Below are 21,184 nucleotides of genomic sequence, written 5' to 3'. Positions count from 1 at the left end.
CCCCTTCATTTAAACCAGGAAACTTACAGCACTTTAATGCAGGACAATCTCACACAATCTCAACACCCAATTTCAGATACGGACTACTCTATAGATTTTAATAATGTAGCTGTACCCATTCCTCCACCAATACAAAGAGATGCGAGCCCATATGTTATCGTTCGCTTTTGCATTTCATGTACAAGTGTAGTAATAATCCGCGCACCGGAAGCCCCTAAAGGATGACCTAGCGCGATAGCTCCACCATTAACATTTACAGTTGATTCGATCCATTCTTTCGTCCAACCATACATTTCCTGAAGCTCCTTGATTACTCCGATAGATTGAGAAGCAAATGCTTCATTTAACTCTATTAGCTCCACCTGTTCTGGATTCACATCTGTTTTACTAAATAGATGTTGAATCGCTTTTACAGGACCTAACCCCATAACAGCTGGGTCTATTCCACCTTGTCCAACCGCAACAATCTCAGCAATTGGCTCAAGCTGATATTTCATTACTGCAGCTTCAGAAGCTACTAAGAGTATAGCTGCTCCATCATTAATGCCAGAAGCATTTCCAGCAGTAACCGTCCCATCCTTCTTAAACGCTGGTCTTAAACGGGCAAGCTTATCAAGAGTAGTAGAGTAATTGGGATATTCATCTTCTTTAAATGTCATAAGATGCTTTTTACGATCCATAAACTCCACAGGTACAATTTCAGCTTCAAAACGACCACTATCATTTGCTTTGATAGCTCGTTGCTGCGATGTTAGAGCAAATCTGTCCTGCTCTTCTCTGGTTATATGATATCTTTCAGCAATATTCTCAGCAGTTATCCCCATATGATAATGATGAAATGCATCGGTTAAACCATCTTGAACCATACTGTCATGCAATTGAAGGTTCCCAAGCTTCTTACCAGTTCTAACTTCTGCCGTTGTTACGAAAGGAGCCTGTGACATCACTTCAACGCCACCAACTAACATAAGATCAGCCATATTAGTTAAAATGCTACTATAAGCAGTCATTAAAGATTTCATGCCACTGCCACAAACCATATTCATTGTGTAAGCCGGAACGGATTCAGGTAATCCAGCTTTTATACTTGCTTGTCTAGCAATGTTTTGCCCCTGCCCCGCAGATAATACATTTCCAATAATTACCTCGTCTATTTCACTACCATTTAGTTGATGGTACTGAATGATACTTTTCATTACTTGAGCAGCTAAATCACTGGGCGGTACAGAAGCAATTGTACCTAAAAAAGATCCAATCGCACTTCGTCTAGCATCTATTACATATACTTTTGTCATTACGTAAACCTCCTATTTTACAGCCTTAATCCACCATCTACGGAAAGCACATGACCATTTACATAACTCGACTCATCACTCGCTAAGAATAACGCCGCATTCGCCACTTCCTCAGGAAGTCCTAATCTTTTTAATGGTGTTTGATCACGAAGCGGCTGCAACACCTTTTCCGGAACCGCTTTCATCATATCCGTTTCAATAAAGCCGGGAGCAATTACATTCGTACGTACAGCAGCACCTTTACGCGTAAATTCTTTTGCCCATGTATAGCTCATCCCTATGACTCCTGCCTTCGTAGCAGCATAGTTTGCTTGGCCAATATTTCCATAAAGACCTACAATGGACGAAATATTAATAATAGAACCAGACCCGTTCTCCATCATAATGGGAGCGATCGCCTTCGTCATATGAAAAACACCCTTTAAGTTGATATCCATCACTGATTCCCATTTATTATCATCCATTTTCTGTGTCAATGCATCACGAGTGACCCCTGCATTATTGACTAAAACATCGATGCGACCGTACGCTTCTTTGACCGATTGAATAAAAGAGTCAATCTCCGCTATGTTTGTAACATCTAACTCCTGATGTCTTACATTATCTGCTGTGAGATTTCCTTTTTGTAAATCTAACGAATAAACAACTTCAGCTCCTTCATAAGCAAATCGCTCACACATCGCCTTACCTAATCCTTGTGCTCCCCCAGTTACCACGACTACTTTGTCTTTTAATTGTTTCATCATATAACACCTCTTCCTTTCTACTTTCACTTTTCATACCCAACTATAATTAATAGTTATAAAAAACAACAAGATTTCCGTTTTGAACGCGTTTACAATTAATTGATATGAACTATTTATAATCATAATCCTAAATAAATCCGTTGTATAATACATAAAAGTTCTTGGAGTAATAACTAATAGTTATAGACAGTAATGTTTTTCCTATGACAGGTAGAAATAACCACACTGTCCATCTTTAGAAAAACTAGGCTTATTGCCAAGTCTTATGGCAAAAGCTGTAGTTCCTATAGTATAAAAAAAGCTTAGATTATTGAGCTAAGCCTTGAGAAGAAGGCAACCTTTTTTTGCTTATACCATAAACACTAAAATAATGTACCGCTGTATTTATCCAAAGGTACTCTCCTTAGCTTAATGATATATTTTCATATAAAACAATGGAGAACCTGAATGAGAATGATAATATTTTTTAGTACGTAAAAAACCACAGTATGACAGCACTGTGGTAGGAAGCAAATCTTAGACTTTTTAAACTGCTCTTTTATACGCAATTACTATACTATTTCATTCACATGTTGCAACTGTACGAACAGTATGATCAATAAAAACTTTCATTACATGTGTAACATATTGCTCTCTATTTAAGAGGAATCCCACTTTCCACTTTAAACAATTAGGACGGATAGGTATAATGTGTATTTGTCTGTTTTCCACCCGCGACAAAATTGGTCGAGGGAGGATAGTAACCCCTTGATTTTGCGCAACAAGTTCCACAAGAAAATCCCACTGTGAGCTTTCAAATAAAATATTAGGCTTAAACCCTGCGTCCTGACAATACTGAACAACATGGTGATGGAGCATAAACGTTTTATCCAAAAGAAGGAATTCTTCTTCTTTTAAGTCTGCAATTGAAACAGCTTCTCTCTGCGCCAAAGGATGATGATGATGGACAACTAAAACACTTTCATCCTCCATAATTGGTATATATTCAAACTGGTTTTCGTCCACAGGGGCTATCACTACCCCTAGATCAATTTTGCCGTTATATAAATTATGCTCGACCATCTTCGCGCCATTTTCTATAATATGCAATTTGATATCAGGAAAACTTTCTTTAAATGTTGTTAACACTTTGACAAATATACTAGATCCTATTACGGGTGGTAGCCCGACAATCACTTCTCCTTTATTCAACTTGCTTTGGTCATAAAGAGATGCCTTCAAAGAATCAAAAGCATTTAAAACAGCTTCCGCCTGGACAAAAAATAGTTGGCCGATTTCAGTTAGTTTTATTTCTTTATCTGATCGATCTAACAACTGTACTTCTAATTCAGACTCCAAGTTTTTCATTGTTTTGCTCAAGGCTGGTTGGGATATATGAAGATTTTTTGCAGCTAACGTAAAGTTCTTCTTTTTTACAATTTCTATAAAATATTTTAACTCACGAATATCCATTAATATTATCTTCTCCTCTGTTTAACCAAAATTTAAAGCAGACGACACTAAATGAGAATACTTGATAATATTTTAACTTATTCTAGCATGTATCTGTCTTTAAAATTTAGCAATAAAAGCACAATGAATTATATCCGGAATAAAAATCACCTTTACTTATTTATCAAGAAGACAAGCCCGAAGCCTTACCTCGATTTTTCCAAAACGCAACAATAAGCCACACAATGTTTATGATAACACCTAGGATACTCACAATAAGAACACTACTTAGTTGCAACATGTTATGATTGACTAATCCAATTATAAGTACGATAACAATTGTTGATAGCAATATAACAATGCCGATGACACAAAATATAGCCATTATTATCTTGATCCAATTTAATCCGATTGCATATAGTATTACTGGAATAAGGTAGAAAAAAAGTATCATAGCAATAGAAAGCCACATGCCTACTGAGTTAAATTGATTTACATTGTCCCCCATTTCCGATAAAGGCGACAACGAACCTGCGATAATTAACGCACTAAATAAAAATGCCGATAAAACCGTTAAAGCGATGATATATTTTTTGTTCTTCATAAAAACGCTTCCTATCTATTGTTATAATTAGCAAAGCCAGTTACTGAACCTTTTCAGTAACTCTTATCCTTTCCAGTGCATTGAACGTTTACTTATGTTCAACTATGTTTTTAAGCCACTAAAAGAAGATTAACTCATAGTACATTAGAAAGACTTTGTTTTTAGAAAAACTTGGCTTGTCGCCAAGTCTTATGGCGAATGGCGTAGTTTTTCTTATACTATAGACCTTTATACTTTTATACTTTCCTATAGTAGAACAAATGCTCGGGGCGCCCGGTTAGCAACGTAGCGAGTGGAGCGAATCAACGAAAGTTTTAGGAATCATGCTCCTGCAACAGGAGTATGCCGGCGCCCTCCGGCAAGCCCGTCTTTAGTCGGCCTTCCTATTTAGTACGAACCGATGATGACTTATCGTAGGGCGATTTCGTGAAGTCGCCTAGTTGCTGGGCGCTGAAGCCGGACGGAGCCCGTTTGGTTGTTTGGTTACGTCATAGCATCAAATTTTATACTTTCTTATCTTTGAACAAAAAAATCCTATGCTTTTCTATAGTAGAATCAGAAAACGTAAAGACCCTTAAAAAAGATTAATTTTTCAACAAATATCACTAGCGTTGCATAAAATTAGTTTGAAAATTCAGTAATCATTTGCACAAGATTTTTTGCCAATAAGACATTACCTAAGCAAAGGTGGGCTGTCCATTTGGAAAAATTATACAATTAAACTGTTAGCAACAACGACAGTGTATGTATTTACGGAATAGATCTATCGTCAAATCTGCGGATCCAGATGTACGCAGGTTTCCACAGCACTTTATTTAACCAGCGGCTAATTCGGAGTAAGGACTTCTTACTCCTCATCTCTAACTGGATAAGTACATGTAAACAGTAAGCAATGAGCGCAAGGAAGATTTGATTTTGAATGGCAGTTTCGCTCATACCATAAAAGTGTTTGATCTCTACATGCTGTTTGAGCCATTTGAAAAATAGCTCTATGGCCCACCGTTGACGGTAAATTTCACTAATCTCTTCGGAATTTAGATCGAAACGGTTAGTAATTAATCGCAAAATGTTCCCCTTTGTATCCACTACTTCAAGTAGACGGAATACATTCTCTGTGCGATTTTGCGTCGAACCGATGTAAACCATCTTGTCGGATAAAGCTGTAGCATCTTTAGGTACAGAAAATGATTCTACTTCACGAATGACGGCGTTTTTCTTTAGTCTGGACACGAAAAAGTAGCCTTCATCCGTCATTCGGTCAAATCGTTCATAGTCAACATATCCACGGTCAAACACATACATGGCTTCTTTGTCATCTACGAGAACTTCCAGTTGATTTCTGTCATGTTCTTTGGCTGTTGTAATCACAGTTTTTTCAGGATAGACGGTGCCCTTATCCATAAATACAAGTCGTAAATGTAGCTTAACTCCTGCTTTTGTTTTACGGAATTTCGCCCACTTATGATTCGTTAAGTTTAATGGAAGCGTGCTAGAATCAATGATTTTTAATGGCATGTATTTCCCATTTTTAAATTGGAGACCTTTGATTTTGTATGCAAGATCAAAGAATAAATGGGAAAGGATGGCTGGATTCATTTCATTGTTCTTCCTTGAAAGTTGCGATGGGCTAATCGATTCAAACCCCAATACTTTCTGAAGTTCACCATCTATTAGTGCATCGCTCATCTCTTCCAAGCTCTCAAATCCTTGTAATTGAGCAAGTAACAGCAACTTTATATACGCTTCCGTTGTCAGTTTTTTTGTGTAGTAATCTTGTTTATTTTCTTCTACTTGTTCATATAGTTTTTTCGTATTTATAGGTGAAACCCATTTACCAAATGATGATTTTAGTGTATTCTTGTCCATGCAGTTATCCTTTACTTTTGGATTTGGACAGGAACCACCTGTACTTCCATTGTAAAGGATTTTTTTGTTGTATGAACACTAATTTTTGAACATTTTTAGTATTTTTAATCATCAGATTTAATTAATGCAACGCTAGTGAACAAATATATAAAAACTATTATAACGAAAATGGTAGTTTCTCACTTTTAATAGACTGCCAGCATATCTGAGGAGTTAACCATCGTTGCTTGTTTATACATCTTTAGGTACTATATTTACAGGTCACTTTTGCAACAGTTTTACACCTTGTATTGCACTTTGGTTATAAGCAACTTCACCGTTCCAGCAGGGGTTTCTACAGACACTTCCTCATTTACTTTCCTTCCAAGCAATGCTCTCCCCATTGGGGAATTATCAGAGATCTGTAATTTTTGCGCATCTGCTTCTGCAGCACTAACAACCTGAAAAGCTTCTTCTTCGCCATCTGGGTATTCTTTAAATGTCACCAACGCCCCATGTTGAACCACGTCGCTATTTGCTTCTCCAATTATTTCTGCACGAGCAAGAATAGATTCTAATTCTGAGATTTGCTCCTGTATTTTGTTTAACTCATCTAAAGATCTATCGAATTCAGGATCTTCATGAAAATCGCAAAATGCCCTTCCTGCCTTCACTTGTTTATTTGCCTCAACCAATTTCTCTTCCTTTAATGTATTCAATTTCTCTTGTAGTTCTTCATAACCTGCTTTTGTTACAGGTATTGTTTTTTTCATATCATTTTCCCCCACGATAGTAGCAATTCAATTCCCTTAAACCCAAGCATACTATAATTTTAGGAAAACGAGCGAACAACTGAGCTCAGTTTATGAGAAGCATACAAGCCGCTTACGATTTTCTCTTCATTATTTTTAAAAAGAGATACATTAGACCCACACCAACTGCAAAACCGATTAAACTGCCCCATAATAACTCATCAACGATTATAGAAATAATGACCATTGTAAATATAACCCCTCCCAACATCGCTACAAATTGTTTAGCCATCCATACCCCCTATAAAAAATAAATAATGATAAAGCGTGCCCTTTTATCATTATTCTAACATTTCCCATATATTCCTAACATAGAACTATAGGATTAACTTTTGATCACAGGGGTGAGCGAATTACTACTTGGAGCGGGCGAATTTCTGCTCGGGATGAGCCAATTCTTGCTTGGTTAGGGAGACTTTTCAGCTAGAGCGAGTGCAGGCGGCTTGTCCAAGCCGCCTGCGTACCCCGTCATTATGTTCCCGTTTTCTTCTTCTTTATCTTTTTTTCCTTTTCTTTGGTGAGCGATGGTTGTTTTGGTTTCGGCTTTTCTTGTTTTGCACGCTCTAACGAAGCTTGTAAAGCATCCATCAAGTTTGTAGCTGCATCAGGGGAAGGCTTATCTTGTGCTGTCGCCGTTTGCTCGTTAGCTTTCTTTTGTTCAATTAAGTCTAGCAATGCATGGCGATACTCGTCTTTGTATTTTGTCGGTTCAAACGTCGTTGATAACTGATCAATGAGCATCTTTGCTGTATCTAATGCTTGAGGATCTGTTTCCACTTCCTTTGGTATGTTAGGCACATCTTCAATACGACGCACTTCATCTGGATAATGTATGGTTTCCACAACTAGTGTGTCCTCATAGACACGAATAATTGCCAATTGTTCTTTAGAACGAATCATCATTTTCGCAATGCCGATTTTTCCAGTCTCTTTCAAAGCCTTTCGTAAAAGTCCGTAGGCTTTCGCTCCGCCTTCATTCGGCGATAAAAAATAACTTTTCTCATAATAAATTGGATCTACTTCAGCCAACTGCACAAAGTCCATGATTTCGACCGCTTTATCCGCCTGTTCTTGCTTTAATGCTTCTAACTCTTCCTCATCTAACACAACGAATTTATTCTTTGCATATTCATATGCTTTCACAATTTCTTCATTTTCTACTGGCCGGTCGCATACAGGACATGACCGTTCATATTTAATCGGTGATTGACATTCCTTATGCAATTGCCTTAATTTAATATCTTTATTTTCAGTTGCCGCATGCATTTTCACAGGAATATTTACAAGCCCAAAGCTAATCGTTCCTTTCCACATCGTATGCATTCTCATTCCTCCTTAGGTTTAGTTTTCCAAAGCAATTCATTTTTATCCATCTGAGTATTATATACACTTTGGCAAAAACTAAGAGAGGGAAGACGAACTATAATAGAAGATATAGACTTATTAACATTGCCTTTTTAACGTGAATGTAAGCAATCGTCTGGATTTTTAAAAAAACTTGGCTTATCGCCAACACGGAAAAAAACGTCTTTCCTATGTCAATTACGCAAAGAGAATATTCACCCGTTAATAAACGAAATTCATATACGAGGAGAATAAGCATGAAAGTCATGAAACCCATACCTACAAGAGATATTCCCCGAGGTAATGCATGGTTATATGAGGTAAAGTATGATGGTTACCGTTGTACACTACAATGGCGAAAAGATAGTATTCAATTGCGAAGTAAAAATCATAATGATTTAAGCAAGCAATTTCCAGAAATCATTACAGCTTGTTTACAAGTCCAAGGCCAAGTGGAATCTCATTTACCACTGATGTTAGATGGTGAGCTTGTCATCATAAACCAGCCATATCAAGCTAATTTTGATTGGATGCAAAAACGCGCACGGATGCAAGCAGAAGCTAGTATTCAAAGCGCATCCAAAGAACGCTCTGCTTGTTTAATGGCTTTTGATATTTTACAGGAACAGGGAAATGCTTTGTTATCCACTCCATTAGAGGAACGCAAAAATATTTTAAAAACGCTGCTATCCCACCAACTATTTAAAGACAAAATAATGTATGTGCCTAGCTATAGTGATCCGGATCAGCTTTGGGAGAAAATTTTCACACACTTAGGAGAAGGAATGATTGCCAAACGCAAACATAGCACATATAAGCAAGGAAAGCAGCACCAGGACTGGTATAAAATTAAAAATTGGCGCTCAATAAGTGGGTTTTTAACTGCGTATGATGGGGATAATGATTATTTCCAAGTTGGCGTGTATAAAAATAATCACATTATTTCGATTGGTAAATGTAAGCATGGTTTATCGCAAAAAGATTTTTCGATTGTAAAACAATTGTTTCAAACAAAAGGAAAACTCGAAAACAAAACGTATACACTCCCACCTGCCATTTGTGCTACGATCCATAGCCTTGATTTATACAAACAAGAACTACGTGAACCAGCATTTCAGAAAATACTTGCCCATGCACGTCCAGAAGAAATGACGTGGAAGAAGCTTGAATTTGCTCAAGCTATGTTTCCAAAGGAAATTGACATAACAAATGCGGACAAACTATTTTGGGAAGGGCTAAACTATACAAAAGCAGACTTATTACTTCATATACGCCAAATAGCACCATATATGTTGCCATTTTTACAGCAACGGGCGCTCACCATTATCCGTGCACCTGATGGGATAGAAGGAGAACATTTCTTCCAAAAGCATTTACCAAGCTACGCGCCTCCATTCATGGCAAGACAAACACATCAAGGAAAAGAAATCATTACTTGCGAGACTTTAAAAGATCTTATTTGGTTAACCAATCACGGAACAATCGAATTCCATACACCATTTCAAAGCCTTACAGCACGTACACCAGAAGAAATCGTCTTTGATTTAGACCCGCCAAATAGAGACCGTTTTGATTTAGCTATCCATGCAGCTTTAAACATGAAGCATGTTTTTGATGAGTTACAGCTAACTTCCTTTGTTAAAACGTCTGGTAATAAAGGGTTGCAAATCTACATCCCTATCCCCTCTGGTAGCATGACTTATAAACAGACTGCTTTGTTTACGGAAGCGATAGCACGTACGTTAGAAAATGCGTTTCCAGCACTGTTCACGACCGAGCGTCTTAAGGAAAAACGAAAAGGTAGGCTCTATATTGACTATGTACAGCATGGCAAAGGGAAAACGATTATAGCACCGTATTCACCGAGAAAAAACGCAGAAGCTACCATCGCAATGCCTTTATACTGGGAGGAAATAACGAACGACCTTTCCCCAAAAAGCTTTACGATAAAAAATGCTGTGGAGCTTGTCAAACAACGCGGATGTCCATGGCGAGCTTATAAAGCAGTTAAAAAAAGCCAAAATCTCACAGAAATTTTGACTTTTTTAGGAACTTAGAACGTACCAATCACGGAAATAGACTTCTTCATAAGGAATCATTTTCGGTTTTTCTTAACTAGGATACAACAAGCGGCACTTGGCGATACGTCAAGTGTTGCTTAAACAAATTTCTCCTGAAATGCAAAAACATTAACTAGTTGGAACACCTTGATGAAGCAAATTAGCATATGCATCTTCATCACAAATAATAAACAATTTTGCGCCTTGGGGGATCGAATCTTTTAATTGGTTAATAATTGATAAATCATTACGATTAGAAAGTAAAATAGCCCCTTGCGATGCTAATTCTGTCCGAGCATGCTCATATGTATCCCATTCTGCTTTTTTACCTATGGAATAGAGATCATAACCTCGATGACTCGTTAGTTGACGAATAATCTCGCTTGATCCATTAAATAAAATCGAACGTGCTGCCAAGTGTGCTGCTGTATCATTCGCCGTAATAAATTCTTCAACAGCTGCATGCTTAAAGGCTGGAATATGTGTAGATTCCAACACCTCGCAGATCGTATAAATATTCTGTGAAAACTCCTTGCCAATACTTTCTAAGGTTGTTGCAATGAGTAATGTTTGACCATCAGCTTGAGATGTTGCTACCCCATCTTCAGAAGCAAAAACCATCACAGATTTACTTTTAAGCAAATTTGCCTTTAATAGTACATCTCGATTCGCTGGATTACCGTAAACAAACTCTACCTGTTCATGAATCAATGGTGTTTTTTCGATTTTCTCATCAATGATTACAATGCGAACATCATCAAATGTATGTAAAATCTCATCTAATGTAATGCTTGCTTTCTTCGTCCAATTAATGAGAATGATATGATCCTCTGTAGTAATCGTCAATTTACCTTCCTCCTTCAACCGCTTTCGAATGCTCAAAAAATCAATCGCTTTGCCAATAAAAATAGTCATTAAACCAATCCCTACAATATATAGGAACATGGCAAAAAGCTTCCCGCCTACAGTCGTTGGTGAGATATCCCCATATCCAACTGTTGTGACAGTTGTCATCGTCCACCAAAGCCCTTCAAACGGACTAGCAAATGTATCAGGTTCTAAGTAATAAATAAAATAACTGCTGGCAAACACTAAAGTAAGTGTAGCAAAAAGCAAAAACCAATTATTTAATTTGATAACTTTAACAAATAATTGTTTAAAAAATATCATATGCTCCTCCTCTTTCACTTTTTCCAATAATAAAGCTATTAAAATAGTAACATATTTTAACTGCATCCGGCATACATACGGCAATAAATCTATAACGCCCCTTTTAAAATTATATGTTCGAATTGTTGCGAAATAGGGATGGAAAAACGACGCTTTTGCATGCAAAAATTTGCTTGCAAGTGCGTTTCTTAAAAACGTTAGCTATCTCCATGCGACCACGACAAGTTTCTAATAGGATAAAATGTACAAACATGGGATTGTGTCTGAAAAAACTTCGATACTGGTTATAGAGACGTGTATCCAACTTCAAGAAACGAAAAATGCGAGCAAATAATAACAGCTACATATATCGATTTGTTCCATGAAGATTCACTATATAATAAATATCGGCTCATGAACTGCAAGGTGAGATACTTCCCTATTAGAAAAAAACTTGGCTTGTCGACAAGTCTTATGGTAAAAGCTGTAGTTTTTCTTAAACTATACAACTTCTATGCTTTCCTATAATTTAAAGCGAAAAATGGCACTTACTTCCAAACTAAAGAAGTAAGCACCATTTCCATTCTAAATACATGCGTTGTTTAACCTCTACTTTACCGGTTATCTCGAAGGATTGCTGAAGCGCAGTTTTCATCCTGATCTACCTAAAGTTTATCACTATATTAGCATATCATGGATTACTACTTTATCCTTTATTCATCTGTTATTCCTTCTAGATGTCCGTTGCTTCTTGTATTGCCGTTTTATCTTGAAACGTTTTTACGTTGAGCTTATTTAAAATTCTTGCTGTAATTGTTCCAGTTACCATAGAACCATTGACATTCAACGCCGTTCTACCCATATCGATAAATGCTTCGATGGAAATTAATAACCCAGCTAAAGCAACCGGCATGTTCATAGAAGATAAAACGATTAACGCTGCAAAAGTTGCTCCACCGCCTACTCCTGCTATTCCAAATGAGCTGACGCCGATAATTAACACAAGCTGTAAAATAAAGCCTGGTGATAGTGGATCAATTCCCATTGTTGGAGCGATCATTACCGCAAGCATCGCTGGATAAATACCCGCACACCCATTTTGCCCCATTGTTGCACCAAAGGATGCTGACATATTCGCTACTCCTTGATCAACACCTAAAGCATGCTGTTGAGCTTGGATGTTCAACGGAATTGTTCCAGCACTAGAACGGGATGTAAATGCAAAGCCAAGCACTGGAATAGCTTTACGTAAATACATGAACGGATTTAGACCAAATAAACCGACAAGAATTAAATGAATTACAAACATAGTTATTATCGCAACATAAGAAGCAGCTACAAACTTTCCTAATTCTAATATACCTGCAAAATCAGTACTCGCCACTGTGTTTGCCATTAAAGCTAAAATTCCATATGGTGTTAATCGAAGGATAAGTGTCACTATCCGCATAACTACTGCATACAACGCATTAATCATTTTGGTAAACATTTCCGCCTGTTCAGGGTTTTTTCTTCTTACTCCCAAAACAGCAATGCCTACAATAACCGAGAAAATAACGACAGCGATAACAGACGTAGACCGATCTCCTGTCATATCCAAGAAGATATTTGATGGAATAAAACTAACAATTTTTTGTGCAGCTGTTTGCTCTTCCACCTCTTCTAAGGTTGATTCTAGTATCGTTCCTCGTTCGTTCTCTGCTTGCCCTGCTTCAATTTGTTCAGCATTTAAATCAAACACCGTAGCCGTAACGATGCCAACTAAAGCTGCAATCATCGTTGTTGAGATTAAAATTCCAATGATCCAACTAGCCATTTTTCCTAATTCGGCCGATTTTTCTAAGTTAATAATGGATTGAATGATGGAAACTAACACAAGTGGAATAACAATCATCATTAGAAAGCGAATATACCCACTTCCAACAATACTGTACCAATCCGTTGTCTCTATTAATACATCAGACCCAGCCCCATAAGCCCATTGAAGAATGGCTCCTAAAATAATTCCGGCACCTAAGCCTGTAAAAACACGCTTTGTAAACGAAAAGTGTTTCTTTTGCATCCAAATAAGAATTCCTATAAGTACAGCTAATATTGCCACATTCAGTATCGTATACATGCCCATTAGCTTACCTCCTTTTTATTGTTTGCATCTAGTTGAACTTATTTTATGCGCTTTTAACCCAACATGATACATGCATATTATATTAATCCGATAAAAATACTAAGACTTTACTTAGATTACATTTTTTCCGCATGCCTGTCAAGAAAATAATTTCATATTATATTGCTTCCTTTACTCGTTTAAATAACGCTATATTTTTACAGTGAAAACCGCCATTCTGCTTATACGATAAACACTAAAATTCTATGACATATGATCTTCATCATCTCACTGTGAAAGGCTATTTTAAGCATGGCATGAAGTCTCGAAGATTATACAAATTCAAAAGTAAGTTTAGAAAGTTGGTCTATTGCCAATCTCTATGAAGGTGCCGTCATTTTATTTATACTATAAACTACTTTCCTATAATGTAAAAAACTTCTGCTTAACGCCTAAAAAGGATTTTTATACTATTTACATTTTCCTATAATATTAGATAACCTTGGCTTATTCAAATTTCTAGTTTGGTTTATACACCTGTAACATTCTAAAGTATTTGAAAAACATGGCTAGTGCAAAGTCTTATAAGGAAAGCCTTTGTTTTTCTTATACTATAATCCTTAAAGTTTTATACTTTCCTATAGTGCAAAAAAGACAATTTCCAATTTTTATATTGAAAATTGTCTGCTTACCCGTTTTTAAATTAGATGTCACCCGATTAAATGGACAATCTCTCCACCAATAACTCCCATAATAACAATGAGCCAAGCCGGAACCTTCCAGAAATGCAATAATGCAAATAAAATAACCGCCAAGCCAAAATCGGCTCCGTTTAAAATAGAACTTGTAAAAACAGGGTCATAGAAAGCAGCAACTAATAAGCCAACAACGCTTGCATTCACTCCCGTTAAAACACCTTGAAAGCTAGAACGTTTACGTAGTTCACTTAAAAATGGCAATGTACCTACAATAAGTAAAAAGGAAGGTAAAAAAATAGCAACCGTAGCAATGACAGCACCAATTATTCCATTCATCATTGTTCCTACATAAGAACTAAACGTAAATAATGGCCCAGGAACTGCTTGTGCCATCCCATAACCAGCTAAAAATTCATCGCTCGTTACAAATCCTGTCGGAACAATTTCCTGTTCTAGCATCGGTAGCACAACATGTCCACCGCCAAACACTAACGAACCGACACGAAAGAACGTATCTGCAATCTGTATATACATATAAGGAAACACACTTGCTAAAATGGGAAGTCCAATCAACATTGCCACTAATATGGATAGTGCAAGTATTCCTTGTTTTTTCGAAATCGAGACAGCAAAAGAAGAAAGCTTCGGTTGTGCTTTATTCTTATACAAAAAGTAACCAATACCTGCCCCCATTAAAATAATGGCAATTTGTACGAATGCAGATGGGAAAAGAAGCATAATCAGTGCTGCTACCAACGCAATTGCAATCCGCGGTTTATCTGGTGCCAGCTTTTTACCCAAACCAAGTACGGCATGAGCTACTACGGCAACAGCGACAATTTTTAAACTAGCAATCCAATTCGCATCACCAAGTGTGAAAGATTGATAGAATAGAGCAAACAACACGAGCACAAACACAGAAGGTAATGTGAAACCAAACCAGGAGACAACACCACCTAAAAATCCACCTCGTAACATACCAATAGCTATTCCTACTTGTGAGCTAGCAGGCCCCGGTAAAAATTGGCACAAAGCAATAATATCGGCATATGTTTTATCATCTAACCATTTACGCTTATCAATATACTCCGTTTTAAGATACCCTAAATGAGCCACTGGGCCACCAAACGATGTTAACCCCAACTTTAATGAAGTTCGTAATATGTCTAATAAGGATTGATTCTTAGTCATAATCGCCTCCCAATAAGTAAATCTATATCTATCAAGGGGGACTTTCCTCCCCACGGTCTTGTTCGGTGAACAAATCAAGCAAAGTCGCTCACAATCTAGAAATAAGAGCTTCTACGAATAGTACTGATAATGTATCATAAATTGCATCGTATGTTAATGTTTTTTACATAACTGTAATAGGGATGTTTCTTGTCACTGTTTATGGGGTAATGATATACTAAAAAAAGGGAATGCAATACTAGGTGTATTCCTTCAAAAAAGGATGAATGAAAACGTGAAAGCGAAAGCCAAATCAACCGAAGCTTCCATTGCTAGTGCAACTGGTAAACTATTAAGAAGCTATTTTGGTAAAGGGCCTGGAGCATTATATGTATCTATAGCCCATTCTTATTTAATCATTTATTTGAAAGACTTTATTACACCGATGGAAAATGTCTTACTTAAGCAAAAACAAGCTTTGAAAATAGAAGAAACACGAGATATTGTCATGGAAAAATGTATGCCTGAACTAAAAACGATGTGGAGTAACGAGTTTGCGATCCAGGTTCATCAGATTTATTATGATTGGAACTTAGCAAATACGACAGGTGTTATATTTGCTGAATTAAAGGCAACACAATTAACAAAGAACTTGAGCGCACTTTCTAGCGAACAGGAAACAAAAATTCATCAAGAAATGAAACGATTTACTGAAAAAGCACAAAAAGCTCCTCGTAATATAGCTTCTGTTCGATTAAATGAACGAACTATTATATCAAAGCGAGAGGACATTCTCGTCAGCATTGAAAAAGAACTTATTTCTTCTGGCTTTGAAGAGCAATTAAGGCTTTCTAAAAGAAAATTAGAGAAAAGCATTATCGACAGGTCGTATTTAGAATCCATTTTAAAGCAAAGGATTGAAGATCTGTTTGTAGATTGGGATTTTCAACAAGACATCGGTTATGTCGTACTCATACTACATGCCGAAAAATAAATTGGTAGGAATGTCTGGACAATAGCGCTAAGACATAAGCCGAAAAGGATGAACCCTTTTCGGCTTTTTTATTAAAAATTTCATTCACAAGTCCTATATATATGTAAGATTTTTAGAAAAAATTGGCTTGTCGCCAAGTCCTTAAGTGATAAAACATATCATTCTGTACTTTTCCTATAGTGTATAAAAATCGATTACTGCCTATTTATATCAGAGGAGCTAAGGTGAGTTGAAGCTTTCAACAAGAAAAAGGAGAGATCACATGTATCGAATCGTTGCAATTAGCAATAATGTACGGGCAATTATAGCTATGAATGAGCAGGAGATGATTTTTGAAACTTACCAAGAAGCAGAAAAATATCTTCTAGAAGCAAAAGATGTATTAATTTTGCCTGATAACTATAATTTAAAGATTGAGAAACAATAACTGTTTAGAATTTATCTTTTAAAAACCCCTTCTGATTGAAGTTTACTTTGCATAATAACCATAGACTTAAAATGCTTCCATTCCATTCAAAATGAATGGAATGGAAGCATAGGCTAAATGGCTAAACTTTCATAATTAGGTTAACCTTCTATTTTGTTTACTTTTACGTCATCTATTTCATTCTTACTGGATGAGAACCAACCAGTGACAGCAATTCCCACAAGCACTACATAGAAGATGATCTTCCATAACGTAGAATGCGGAAAATCATGTGGTATGAATGCAATATCCTCATGAGCAAGTACAATTAAACTTAGCTTCACGCCAACCCAACCAACAATAACGAAAGCCGCTACTTCAAGCCCAGGTCGTTTATTTAACAATTCTACAAATATATTTGCAGCAAATCGCATAACAATGAGACCGATCATTCCACCAGCAAACACGACTAAAAACTGTCCCGTATCGAGGCTTCCTATATGGCCTAACCCAGTTGCTGGCAATGCAACTGCTAATGCTACAGCAGCTAAAATAGAGTCAACTGCAAATGCAAGGTCAGCAAACTCTACTTTTAACACGGTCATCCAAAAGCCGCTTCCCTTTTTTTCTGTTACATTCGCTCCTTCTTCCACTTCTTTTCTCGGTTTAAATCGATCATATAAATGTTTTCCAGATATAAATAGTAAGTACAGCGCACCAAGAGCTTGTACCTGCCAAACATCTACTAAAAACGAGATAACAAATAATGACCCAAATCGCAGAACAAAAGCACCTGCTAATCCATAAAACAATGCTCTTTTACGCTGTTTTTCTGGCAAATGCCGGACCATAATTGCTAGTACAAGTGCATTATCTGCCGCTAACAATCCCTCTAAACCGATAAGCACCACTAAAACCCATAAATATTCGATGAGTAAATCAACGCCCATTCCTTATCTTCTCCTTTCGCTTATGGCGATCGAAATTTTTCTGTTTAGAAAACAGCTTCCAAAGTTTTACAAAACAATGCAGCAGGTCTTCTTAACAATGAAAAAAGATTCCTACCAATTGGTAAGAATCATAAAAAAGAAATAGACCCTTACCAAGTTTGGTAAAGGTCTCGCTAACAACGATCGTTGCCAATTCAGCCGGAGAATGATCTCGTAATGACGACTAAAATTGTACAGCTACTCCCCTTTATAAAAAGCATGTCCAAAAAACTAATTTCCTATGGTATAGAAGATATTGTTTTTACGACATTTGATTATAGGAACAAAATTACTATTTTATTAAACATGTTTCAGAGAAAAATGTCAACCACTTTATATGCTATACTTCTATCGTTCCTTGTAAAATTTGATTCATCGATTCCTGTAGAGTGGCTAATTTATTTTTACTATCCTCTTCACTCGTACCGCGAACACCAAAATAACATTTAATTTTTGGTTCCGTTCCAGATGGGCGTAAACAAATCCAACAATCCTGCTCCAACTTATATTTCACCATATTCTCTTTCGGTAGCTCGATTGTTTCAACATTCCCGTCTCTAAGCGTTCTTTTACTAACTAAATAATCTTCCATTTGCACTACTTTCAACCCACCAATTTGCTCTGCAGGCTTTCTGCGAACATCATCCATAATAACACCAATTTTTTCTGAGCCTTCTTTTCCTTTTAGAGTAATCGATTGCATGTGTTCAAAATAGTATCCATGACGAGCAAATAGGTCGTATAAAGCATCTAATAATGTTTTACCTTGTTGTTGCCAATAATAGGCCATTTCACAAGCCATTACTGAAGCTTGCACTGCGTCTTTGTCCCTAGCAAAACTGCTAATTAAATACCCATAGCTCTCTTCATAACCAAACACAAACGTTTCACCGGTACGATCAAACTGTCTAATTTTCTCACCGATAAACTTAAATCCTGTTAATGTATTCAATGTCTGAATACCATAATAATCGGCAACAGCTCTGCCTAACTCTGATGTGACAACGGTTTTAATCATTCGTCCGCTTCTTAATAATGCTTCGTCACTATGGGCTAGAATATAATCTAACATTAAAGCGCCTAGCTGGTTTCCGGTCAGAACCTGATAACTTCCCGCACTATTTTTTACCGCAACACCTAAACGATCTGCATCAGGATCCGTAGCAAGTAATAGAGTAGCATCGATTTGCTTCCCTTGTTCTATGGCCATCGTAAATGCTTGATGTTCCTCTGGGTTTGGTGATGCAACCGTAGAAAATTCAGGATCAGCAACAGCCTGTTCCTTTACCACATGAACATGCTTGAAATTCAACTGTTTCAACCCTTTAGGTACAAGCTCAGCGGCTGTTCCGTGCAAAGGAGTGAAAACAATTGGCATTTCCTTTTCTATCTCTATTTTATCTGCAGGCATTTTCGATATTCCTTGCAATTTATCTAAATAAGCATTATCGATTTCATCTTTTATCCAGTTTAAGAGTTCTTTTTCTTCTAGCTCCTTTTTTTCCAAATAAGGAACAGATAATTCATCCTCTACCTTATTAATACAAGTAACAATTTCTGAAGCTTGGTTTGGAGTAATCTGCCCACCATATTCATTATAAACTTTAAAACCATTATATTCAGGCGGATTGTGACTAGCCGTAATCATAACACCTGAAACTGTACCTAAATAGCGTACAGCAAATGAAAGTAAAGGCGTAGGTCTTAAAGACGAAAACACATAGGATGTTATACCAAACGATCCTAATACTTTAGCGGTCTCTAAAGCAAATTCTTTCGACATATGTCTCGAATCATAAGCGATGACAACGCCACGATCTTTCACATTTACTGTATGGTCGAGCAAATAATTCGCTAAGCCATTCACAGCTTTTCGGATAGTATAGACGTTCATTCGATTTATTCCTGCTCCAATAACTCCACGCATGCCACCAGTACCAAAGGTCAGTTCTTTATAAAAAGCATCCTCCAATGCAACAGGGTCTGATTTTAATTCCTTCAATTCCTGTATTAAATTAGGTTCTAAGTCTTCAAACGAATCCCACTTTTCAAAGATATGCTTCCAGCTCATCATTTGCTTATCCTCCAAGTTTTTTCTATACGAGGGCGCTCCCTTACCATTTTGCGAACATTGGACTTCCTCGTTTACTATTATAAATAATCGTATATTAAAACATTAGCACTATTTATTTGCTACTTTCATACTATACGAATTTTAGCATATTTTCTCTAATTATACTATGCCTACCCTTTTTTGTTTACATCGGTTGTAAAATGGATAAACTTAGTAATAGGTTTTAGTAGAATATAAGATATCGTTGAATATATTCTTTCTATTTTTAACATAAACCAGTAAAATAAAAAATAAGATCTATGAACACTCGAAAGTAGGGATGTATGTGGTAAACAAACGCTGGTTTCAATTTTTTATGTTTTTTATTTTAGCTTTTACACTCATTCTATTAATCTCAGTAACAAAATTTATCTTCTTTCCCTTTGTGAAAATAGTTGGCGCTGTGGCAGTGCCTATTATCGGTGCGGGTATCCTTTACTATTTAACAAAACCGTTAATGTATTTTTTTGAGCGTTTGAAGATTAATCGGATTATTTCTATCGTTCTTGTCTTTGTTGTAATCATCCTTCTCGGTGTATTTGTATATATGTATATTGCGCCAATCGCCCAGCAGCAATTCCGTAATTTAATTGATAATGTTCCGAAAATGGTAAATTGGGCACAAGATATGATTTCCTTATGGCAAGCCAACCAAACGGCTATTCCAGAGCAAATAGATAAAGCCATTAATGATTTCACCAATAATTTACAATCACATATTGATAGTGTTATCAATTATTTGTTTGGCTTTATTGGGCAAATTATCGGCTTTGTTACGTCAATTGTGCTTGTTCCGTTTTTTCTATTCTTTATGCTTAAGGATGGAGAAAAACTTGTACCATTCATAACGCAAATTTTTTCCAAGAAAAAAGCTGCCAACATTCGCGCACTGCTATCTAAACTTGATGCTACGTTAACTTCTTTCATTCAGGGTCAATTAATTGTTAGTTTCTCTGTAGGAGTATTATTGTTTATTGGTTACTTAATTATTGGATTAAATTACTCATTAACGCTCGCCTTATTTGCCATGGTAATGAACGTCATTCCATTTGCTGGTCCGTTTATTGCTGTTATTCCAGCATTGATTGTCGGCGCCTTTCAAGAGCCATTTATGGTCGTTTGGGTATCACTCGTTATGATCGCCGCTCAGCAAATTGAAAGTAACTTAATTTCACCAAACGTGATGGGTCGGGCATTAGACTTACATCCATTAACCGTTATTACCGTTATCCTAGCTGCTGGGAGCATAGCTGGCTTCTTAGGTATCCTGTTCGCAGTTCCTTTCTATGCGCTCATTAAAACAATTTTTGTCCATTTTTATCAAACGTATGTGGACTCCAAAAAGAATAAAGACGACGCGCTCATTTAAAACGACTATCACGCAGTTTTTTGGCAAAATCTCATCTGGAGTAAAAACAAACAAA

The 21,184-nt window shown here is 36.7% G+C and carries 17 protein-coding genes; 4 read left to right on the top strand and 13 right to left on the bottom strand.

The annotated features are described in order from the left end of the window. Positions 1-83: 83 nt before the first annotated feature. The 8 genes from B2C77_RS02980 to ku all read right to left on the bottom strand — a co-directional run bounded on the left by B2C77_RS02980 (position 84) and on the right by ku (position 8,056). Positions 84-1,295: an acetyl-CoA C-acetyltransferase gene (locus tag B2C77_RS02980; RefSeq protein WP_077702343.1), complete on the bottom strand. Its 1,212-nt coding sequence runs from the start codon at positions 1,293-1,295 to the stop codon at positions 84-86. Between the two features lie 17 nt (positions 1,296-1,312). Continuing rightward, positions 1,313-2,041: a 3-oxoacyl-ACP reductase FabG gene (gene fabG, locus B2C77_RS02975; RefSeq protein ID WP_237342827.1), complete on the bottom strand. Its 729-nt coding sequence runs from the start codon at positions 2,039-2,041 to the stop codon at positions 1,313-1,315. A gap of 561 nt (positions 2,042-2,602) precedes the next feature. After that, positions 2,603-3,493, bottom strand: coding sequence for a LysR family transcriptional regulator (locus tag B2C77_RS02970; protein ID WP_077702342.1), 891 nt, complete (start codon positions 3,491-3,493; stop codon positions 2,603-2,605). A gap of 163 nt (positions 3,494-3,656) precedes the next feature. After that, the gene (locus B2C77_RS02965; protein ID WP_077702341.1) at positions 3,657-4,076 is read right to left on the bottom strand and encodes a DUF5391 family protein; all 420 of its coding nucleotides are present in this window, start codon (positions 4,074-4,076) and stop codon (positions 3,657-3,659) included. A gap of 750 nt (positions 4,077-4,826) precedes the next feature. Continuing rightward, positions 4,827-5,942, bottom strand: a complete 1,116-nt coding sequence (locus tag B2C77_RS02960; RefSeq protein ID WP_077702340.1) for an IS4 family transposase — start codon at positions 5,940-5,942, stop codon at positions 4,827-4,829. A gap of 278 nt (positions 5,943-6,220) precedes the next feature. Beyond that, on the bottom strand, positions 6,221-6,694 hold the full coding sequence (locus B2C77_RS02955) for a GreA/GreB family elongation factor (protein WP_077702339.1): 474 nt from the start codon (positions 6,692-6,694) through the stop codon (positions 6,221-6,223). A 112-nt stretch (positions 6,695-6,806) separates the two neighbouring features. Continuing rightward, positions 6,807-6,965: a hypothetical protein gene (locus tag B2C77_RS21530; protein WP_164085434.1), complete on the bottom strand. Its 159-nt coding sequence runs from the start codon at positions 6,963-6,965 to the stop codon at positions 6,807-6,809. A 239-nt stretch (positions 6,966-7,204) separates the two neighbouring features. After that, entirely contained in the window at positions 7,205-8,056 is an 852-nt protein-coding gene (ku, locus tag B2C77_RS02950) for a non-homologous end joining protein Ku (protein ID WP_077702338.1), read from the bottom strand. A gap of 278 nt (positions 8,057-8,334) precedes the next feature. On the opposite strand from ku, the gene ligD reads away from it, so the two are divergent. Then, positions 8,335-10,134: a DNA ligase D gene (gene ligD, locus B2C77_RS02940; protein WP_077702336.1), complete on the top strand. Its 1,800-nt coding sequence runs from the start codon at positions 8,335-8,337 to the stop codon at positions 10,132-10,134. Between the two features lie 132 nt (positions 10,135-10,266). Here the strand turns inward: ligD and B2C77_RS02935 are convergent, their stop codons facing one another. From B2C77_RS02935 to chrA, 3 genes are all read right to left on the bottom strand, one after another. After that, positions 10,267-11,373 carry an ion channel gene (locus tag B2C77_RS02935; RefSeq protein WP_254843926.1) on the bottom strand — a complete coding sequence of 369 codons (1,107 nt, stop codon included), beginning with the start codon at positions 11,371-11,373 and terminating at the stop codon, positions 10,267-10,269. Between the two features lie 646 nt (positions 11,374-12,019). Beyond that, a complete protein-coding gene (locus B2C77_RS02930) occupies positions 12,020-13,411 on the bottom strand; it encodes an L-cystine transporter (RefSeq protein ID WP_077702335.1) in 1,392 nt (463 codons plus the stop codon). Positions 13,412-14,100: 689 nt separating this feature from the next. Next, complete coding sequence (gene chrA, locus B2C77_RS02925) at positions 14,101-15,279, bottom strand: chromate efflux transporter (protein ID WP_077702334.1); 1,179 nt, start codon at positions 15,277-15,279, stop codon at positions 14,101-14,103. A gap of 262 nt (positions 15,280-15,541) precedes the next feature. Here chrA and B2C77_RS02920 point away from each other — a divergent pair, with 262 nt between their 5' ends. Both B2C77_RS02920 and B2C77_RS21525 read left to right on the top strand, forming a co-directional pair. Beyond that, positions 15,542-16,252, top strand: a complete 711-nt coding sequence (locus B2C77_RS02920; RefSeq protein ID WP_077702333.1) for a Na-translocating system protein MpsC family protein — start codon at positions 15,542-15,544, stop codon at positions 16,250-16,252. Between the two features lie 262 nt (positions 16,253-16,514). Continuing rightward, the gene (locus tag B2C77_RS21525; RefSeq protein ID WP_176087264.1) at positions 16,515-16,679 is read left to right on the top strand and encodes a hypothetical protein; all 165 of its coding nucleotides are present in this window, start codon (positions 16,515-16,517) and stop codon (positions 16,677-16,679) included. A gap of 140 nt (positions 16,680-16,819) precedes the next feature. Here B2C77_RS21525 and B2C77_RS02915 read toward each other — a convergent pair whose 3' ends face one another. Both B2C77_RS02915 and B2C77_RS02910 read right to left on the bottom strand, forming a co-directional pair. Continuing rightward, positions 16,820-17,608, bottom strand: coding sequence for a TerC family protein (locus B2C77_RS02915; protein WP_077702332.1), 789 nt, complete (start codon positions 17,606-17,608; stop codon positions 16,820-16,822). 379 nt (positions 17,609-17,987) lie between these two features. Beyond that, positions 17,988-19,721: a phospho-sugar mutase gene (locus B2C77_RS02910; protein WP_077702331.1), complete on the bottom strand. Its 1,734-nt coding sequence runs from the start codon at positions 19,719-19,721 to the stop codon at positions 17,988-17,990. A 319-nt stretch (positions 19,722-20,040) separates the two neighbouring features. On the opposite strand from B2C77_RS02910, the gene B2C77_RS02905 reads away from it, so the two are divergent. After that, a complete protein-coding gene (locus tag B2C77_RS02905) occupies positions 20,041-21,129 on the top strand; it encodes an AI-2E family transporter (protein WP_331804731.1) in 1,089 nt (362 codons plus the stop codon). Positions 21,130-21,184 lie beyond the last annotated feature (55 nt).

This window comes from Virgibacillus dokdonensis (genome assembly GCF_900166595.1).
Classification (GTDB): Bacteria; Bacillota; Bacilli; order Bacillales; family Amphibacillaceae; genus Virgibacillus; species Virgibacillus dokdonensis.
Note: the sequence above shows the minus strand (reverse complement) of the source record. Positions and strands in the feature narration are given on the sequence as shown.

What these genes read in the sequence shown, in the direction of transcription:
- B2C77_RS02980 (WP_077702343.1), bottom strand. Translation starts at nt 1,295, where the DNA reads ATGACAAAAGTATATGTAATAGATGCTAGACGAAGTGCGATTGGATCT.
- fabG (WP_237342827.1), bottom strand. Translation starts at nt 2,041, where the DNA reads ATGATGAAACAATTAAAAGACAAAGTAGTCGTGGTAACTGGGGGAGCA.
- B2C77_RS02970 (WP_077702342.1), bottom strand. Translation starts at nt 3,493, where the DNA reads ATGGATATTCGTGAGTTAAAATATTTTATAGAAATTGTAAAAAAGAAG.
- B2C77_RS02965 (WP_077702341.1), bottom strand. Translation starts at nt 4,076, where the DNA reads ATGAAGAACAAAAAATATATCATCGCTTTAACGGTTTTATCGGCATTT.
- B2C77_RS02960 (WP_077702340.1), bottom strand. Translation starts at nt 5,942, where the DNA reads ATGGACAAGAATACACTAAAATCATCATTTGGTAAATGGGTTTCACCT.
- B2C77_RS02955 (WP_077702339.1), bottom strand. Translation starts at nt 6,694, where the DNA reads ATGAAAAAAACAATACCTGTAACAAAAGCAGGTTATGAAGAACTACAA.
- B2C77_RS21530 (WP_164085434.1), bottom strand. Translation starts at nt 6,965, where the DNA reads ATGGCTAAACAATTTGTAGCGATGTTGGGAGGGGTTATATTTACAATG.
- ku (WP_077702338.1), bottom strand. Translation starts at nt 8,056, where the DNA reads ATGCATACGATGTGGAAAGGAACGATTAGCTTTGGGCTTGTAAATATT.
- ligD (WP_077702336.1), top strand. Translation starts at nt 8,335, where the DNA reads ATGAAAGTCATGAAACCCATACCTACAAGAGATATTCCCCGAGGTAAT.
- B2C77_RS02935 (WP_254843926.1), bottom strand. Translation starts at nt 11,373, where the DNA reads ATGCAGTTAAAATATGTTACTATTTTAATAGCTTTATTATTGGAAAAA.
- B2C77_RS02930 (WP_077702335.1), bottom strand. Translation starts at nt 13,411, where the DNA reads ATGGGCATGTATACGATACTGAATGTGGCAATATTAGCTGTACTTATA.
- chrA (WP_077702334.1), bottom strand. Translation starts at nt 15,279, where the DNA reads ATGACTAAGAATCAATCCTTATTAGACATATTACGAACTTCATTAAAG.
- B2C77_RS02920 (WP_077702333.1), top strand. Translation starts at nt 15,542, where the DNA reads ATGAATGAAAACGTGAAAGCGAAAGCCAAATCAACCGAAGCTTCCATT.
- B2C77_RS21525 (WP_176087264.1), top strand. Translation starts at nt 16,515, where the DNA reads ATGTATCGAATCGTTGCAATTAGCAATAATGTACGGGCAATTATAGCT.
- B2C77_RS02915 (WP_077702332.1), bottom strand. Translation starts at nt 17,608, where the DNA reads ATGGGCGTTGATTTACTCATCGAATATTTATGGGTTTTAGTGGTGCTT.
- B2C77_RS02910 (WP_077702331.1), bottom strand. Translation starts at nt 19,721, where the DNA reads ATGATGAGCTGGAAGCATATCTTTGAAAAGTGGGATTCGTTTGAAGAC.
- B2C77_RS02905 (WP_331804731.1), top strand. Translation starts at nt 20,041, where the DNA reads ATGTATGTGGTAAACAAACGCTGGTTTCAATTTTTTATGTTTTTTATT.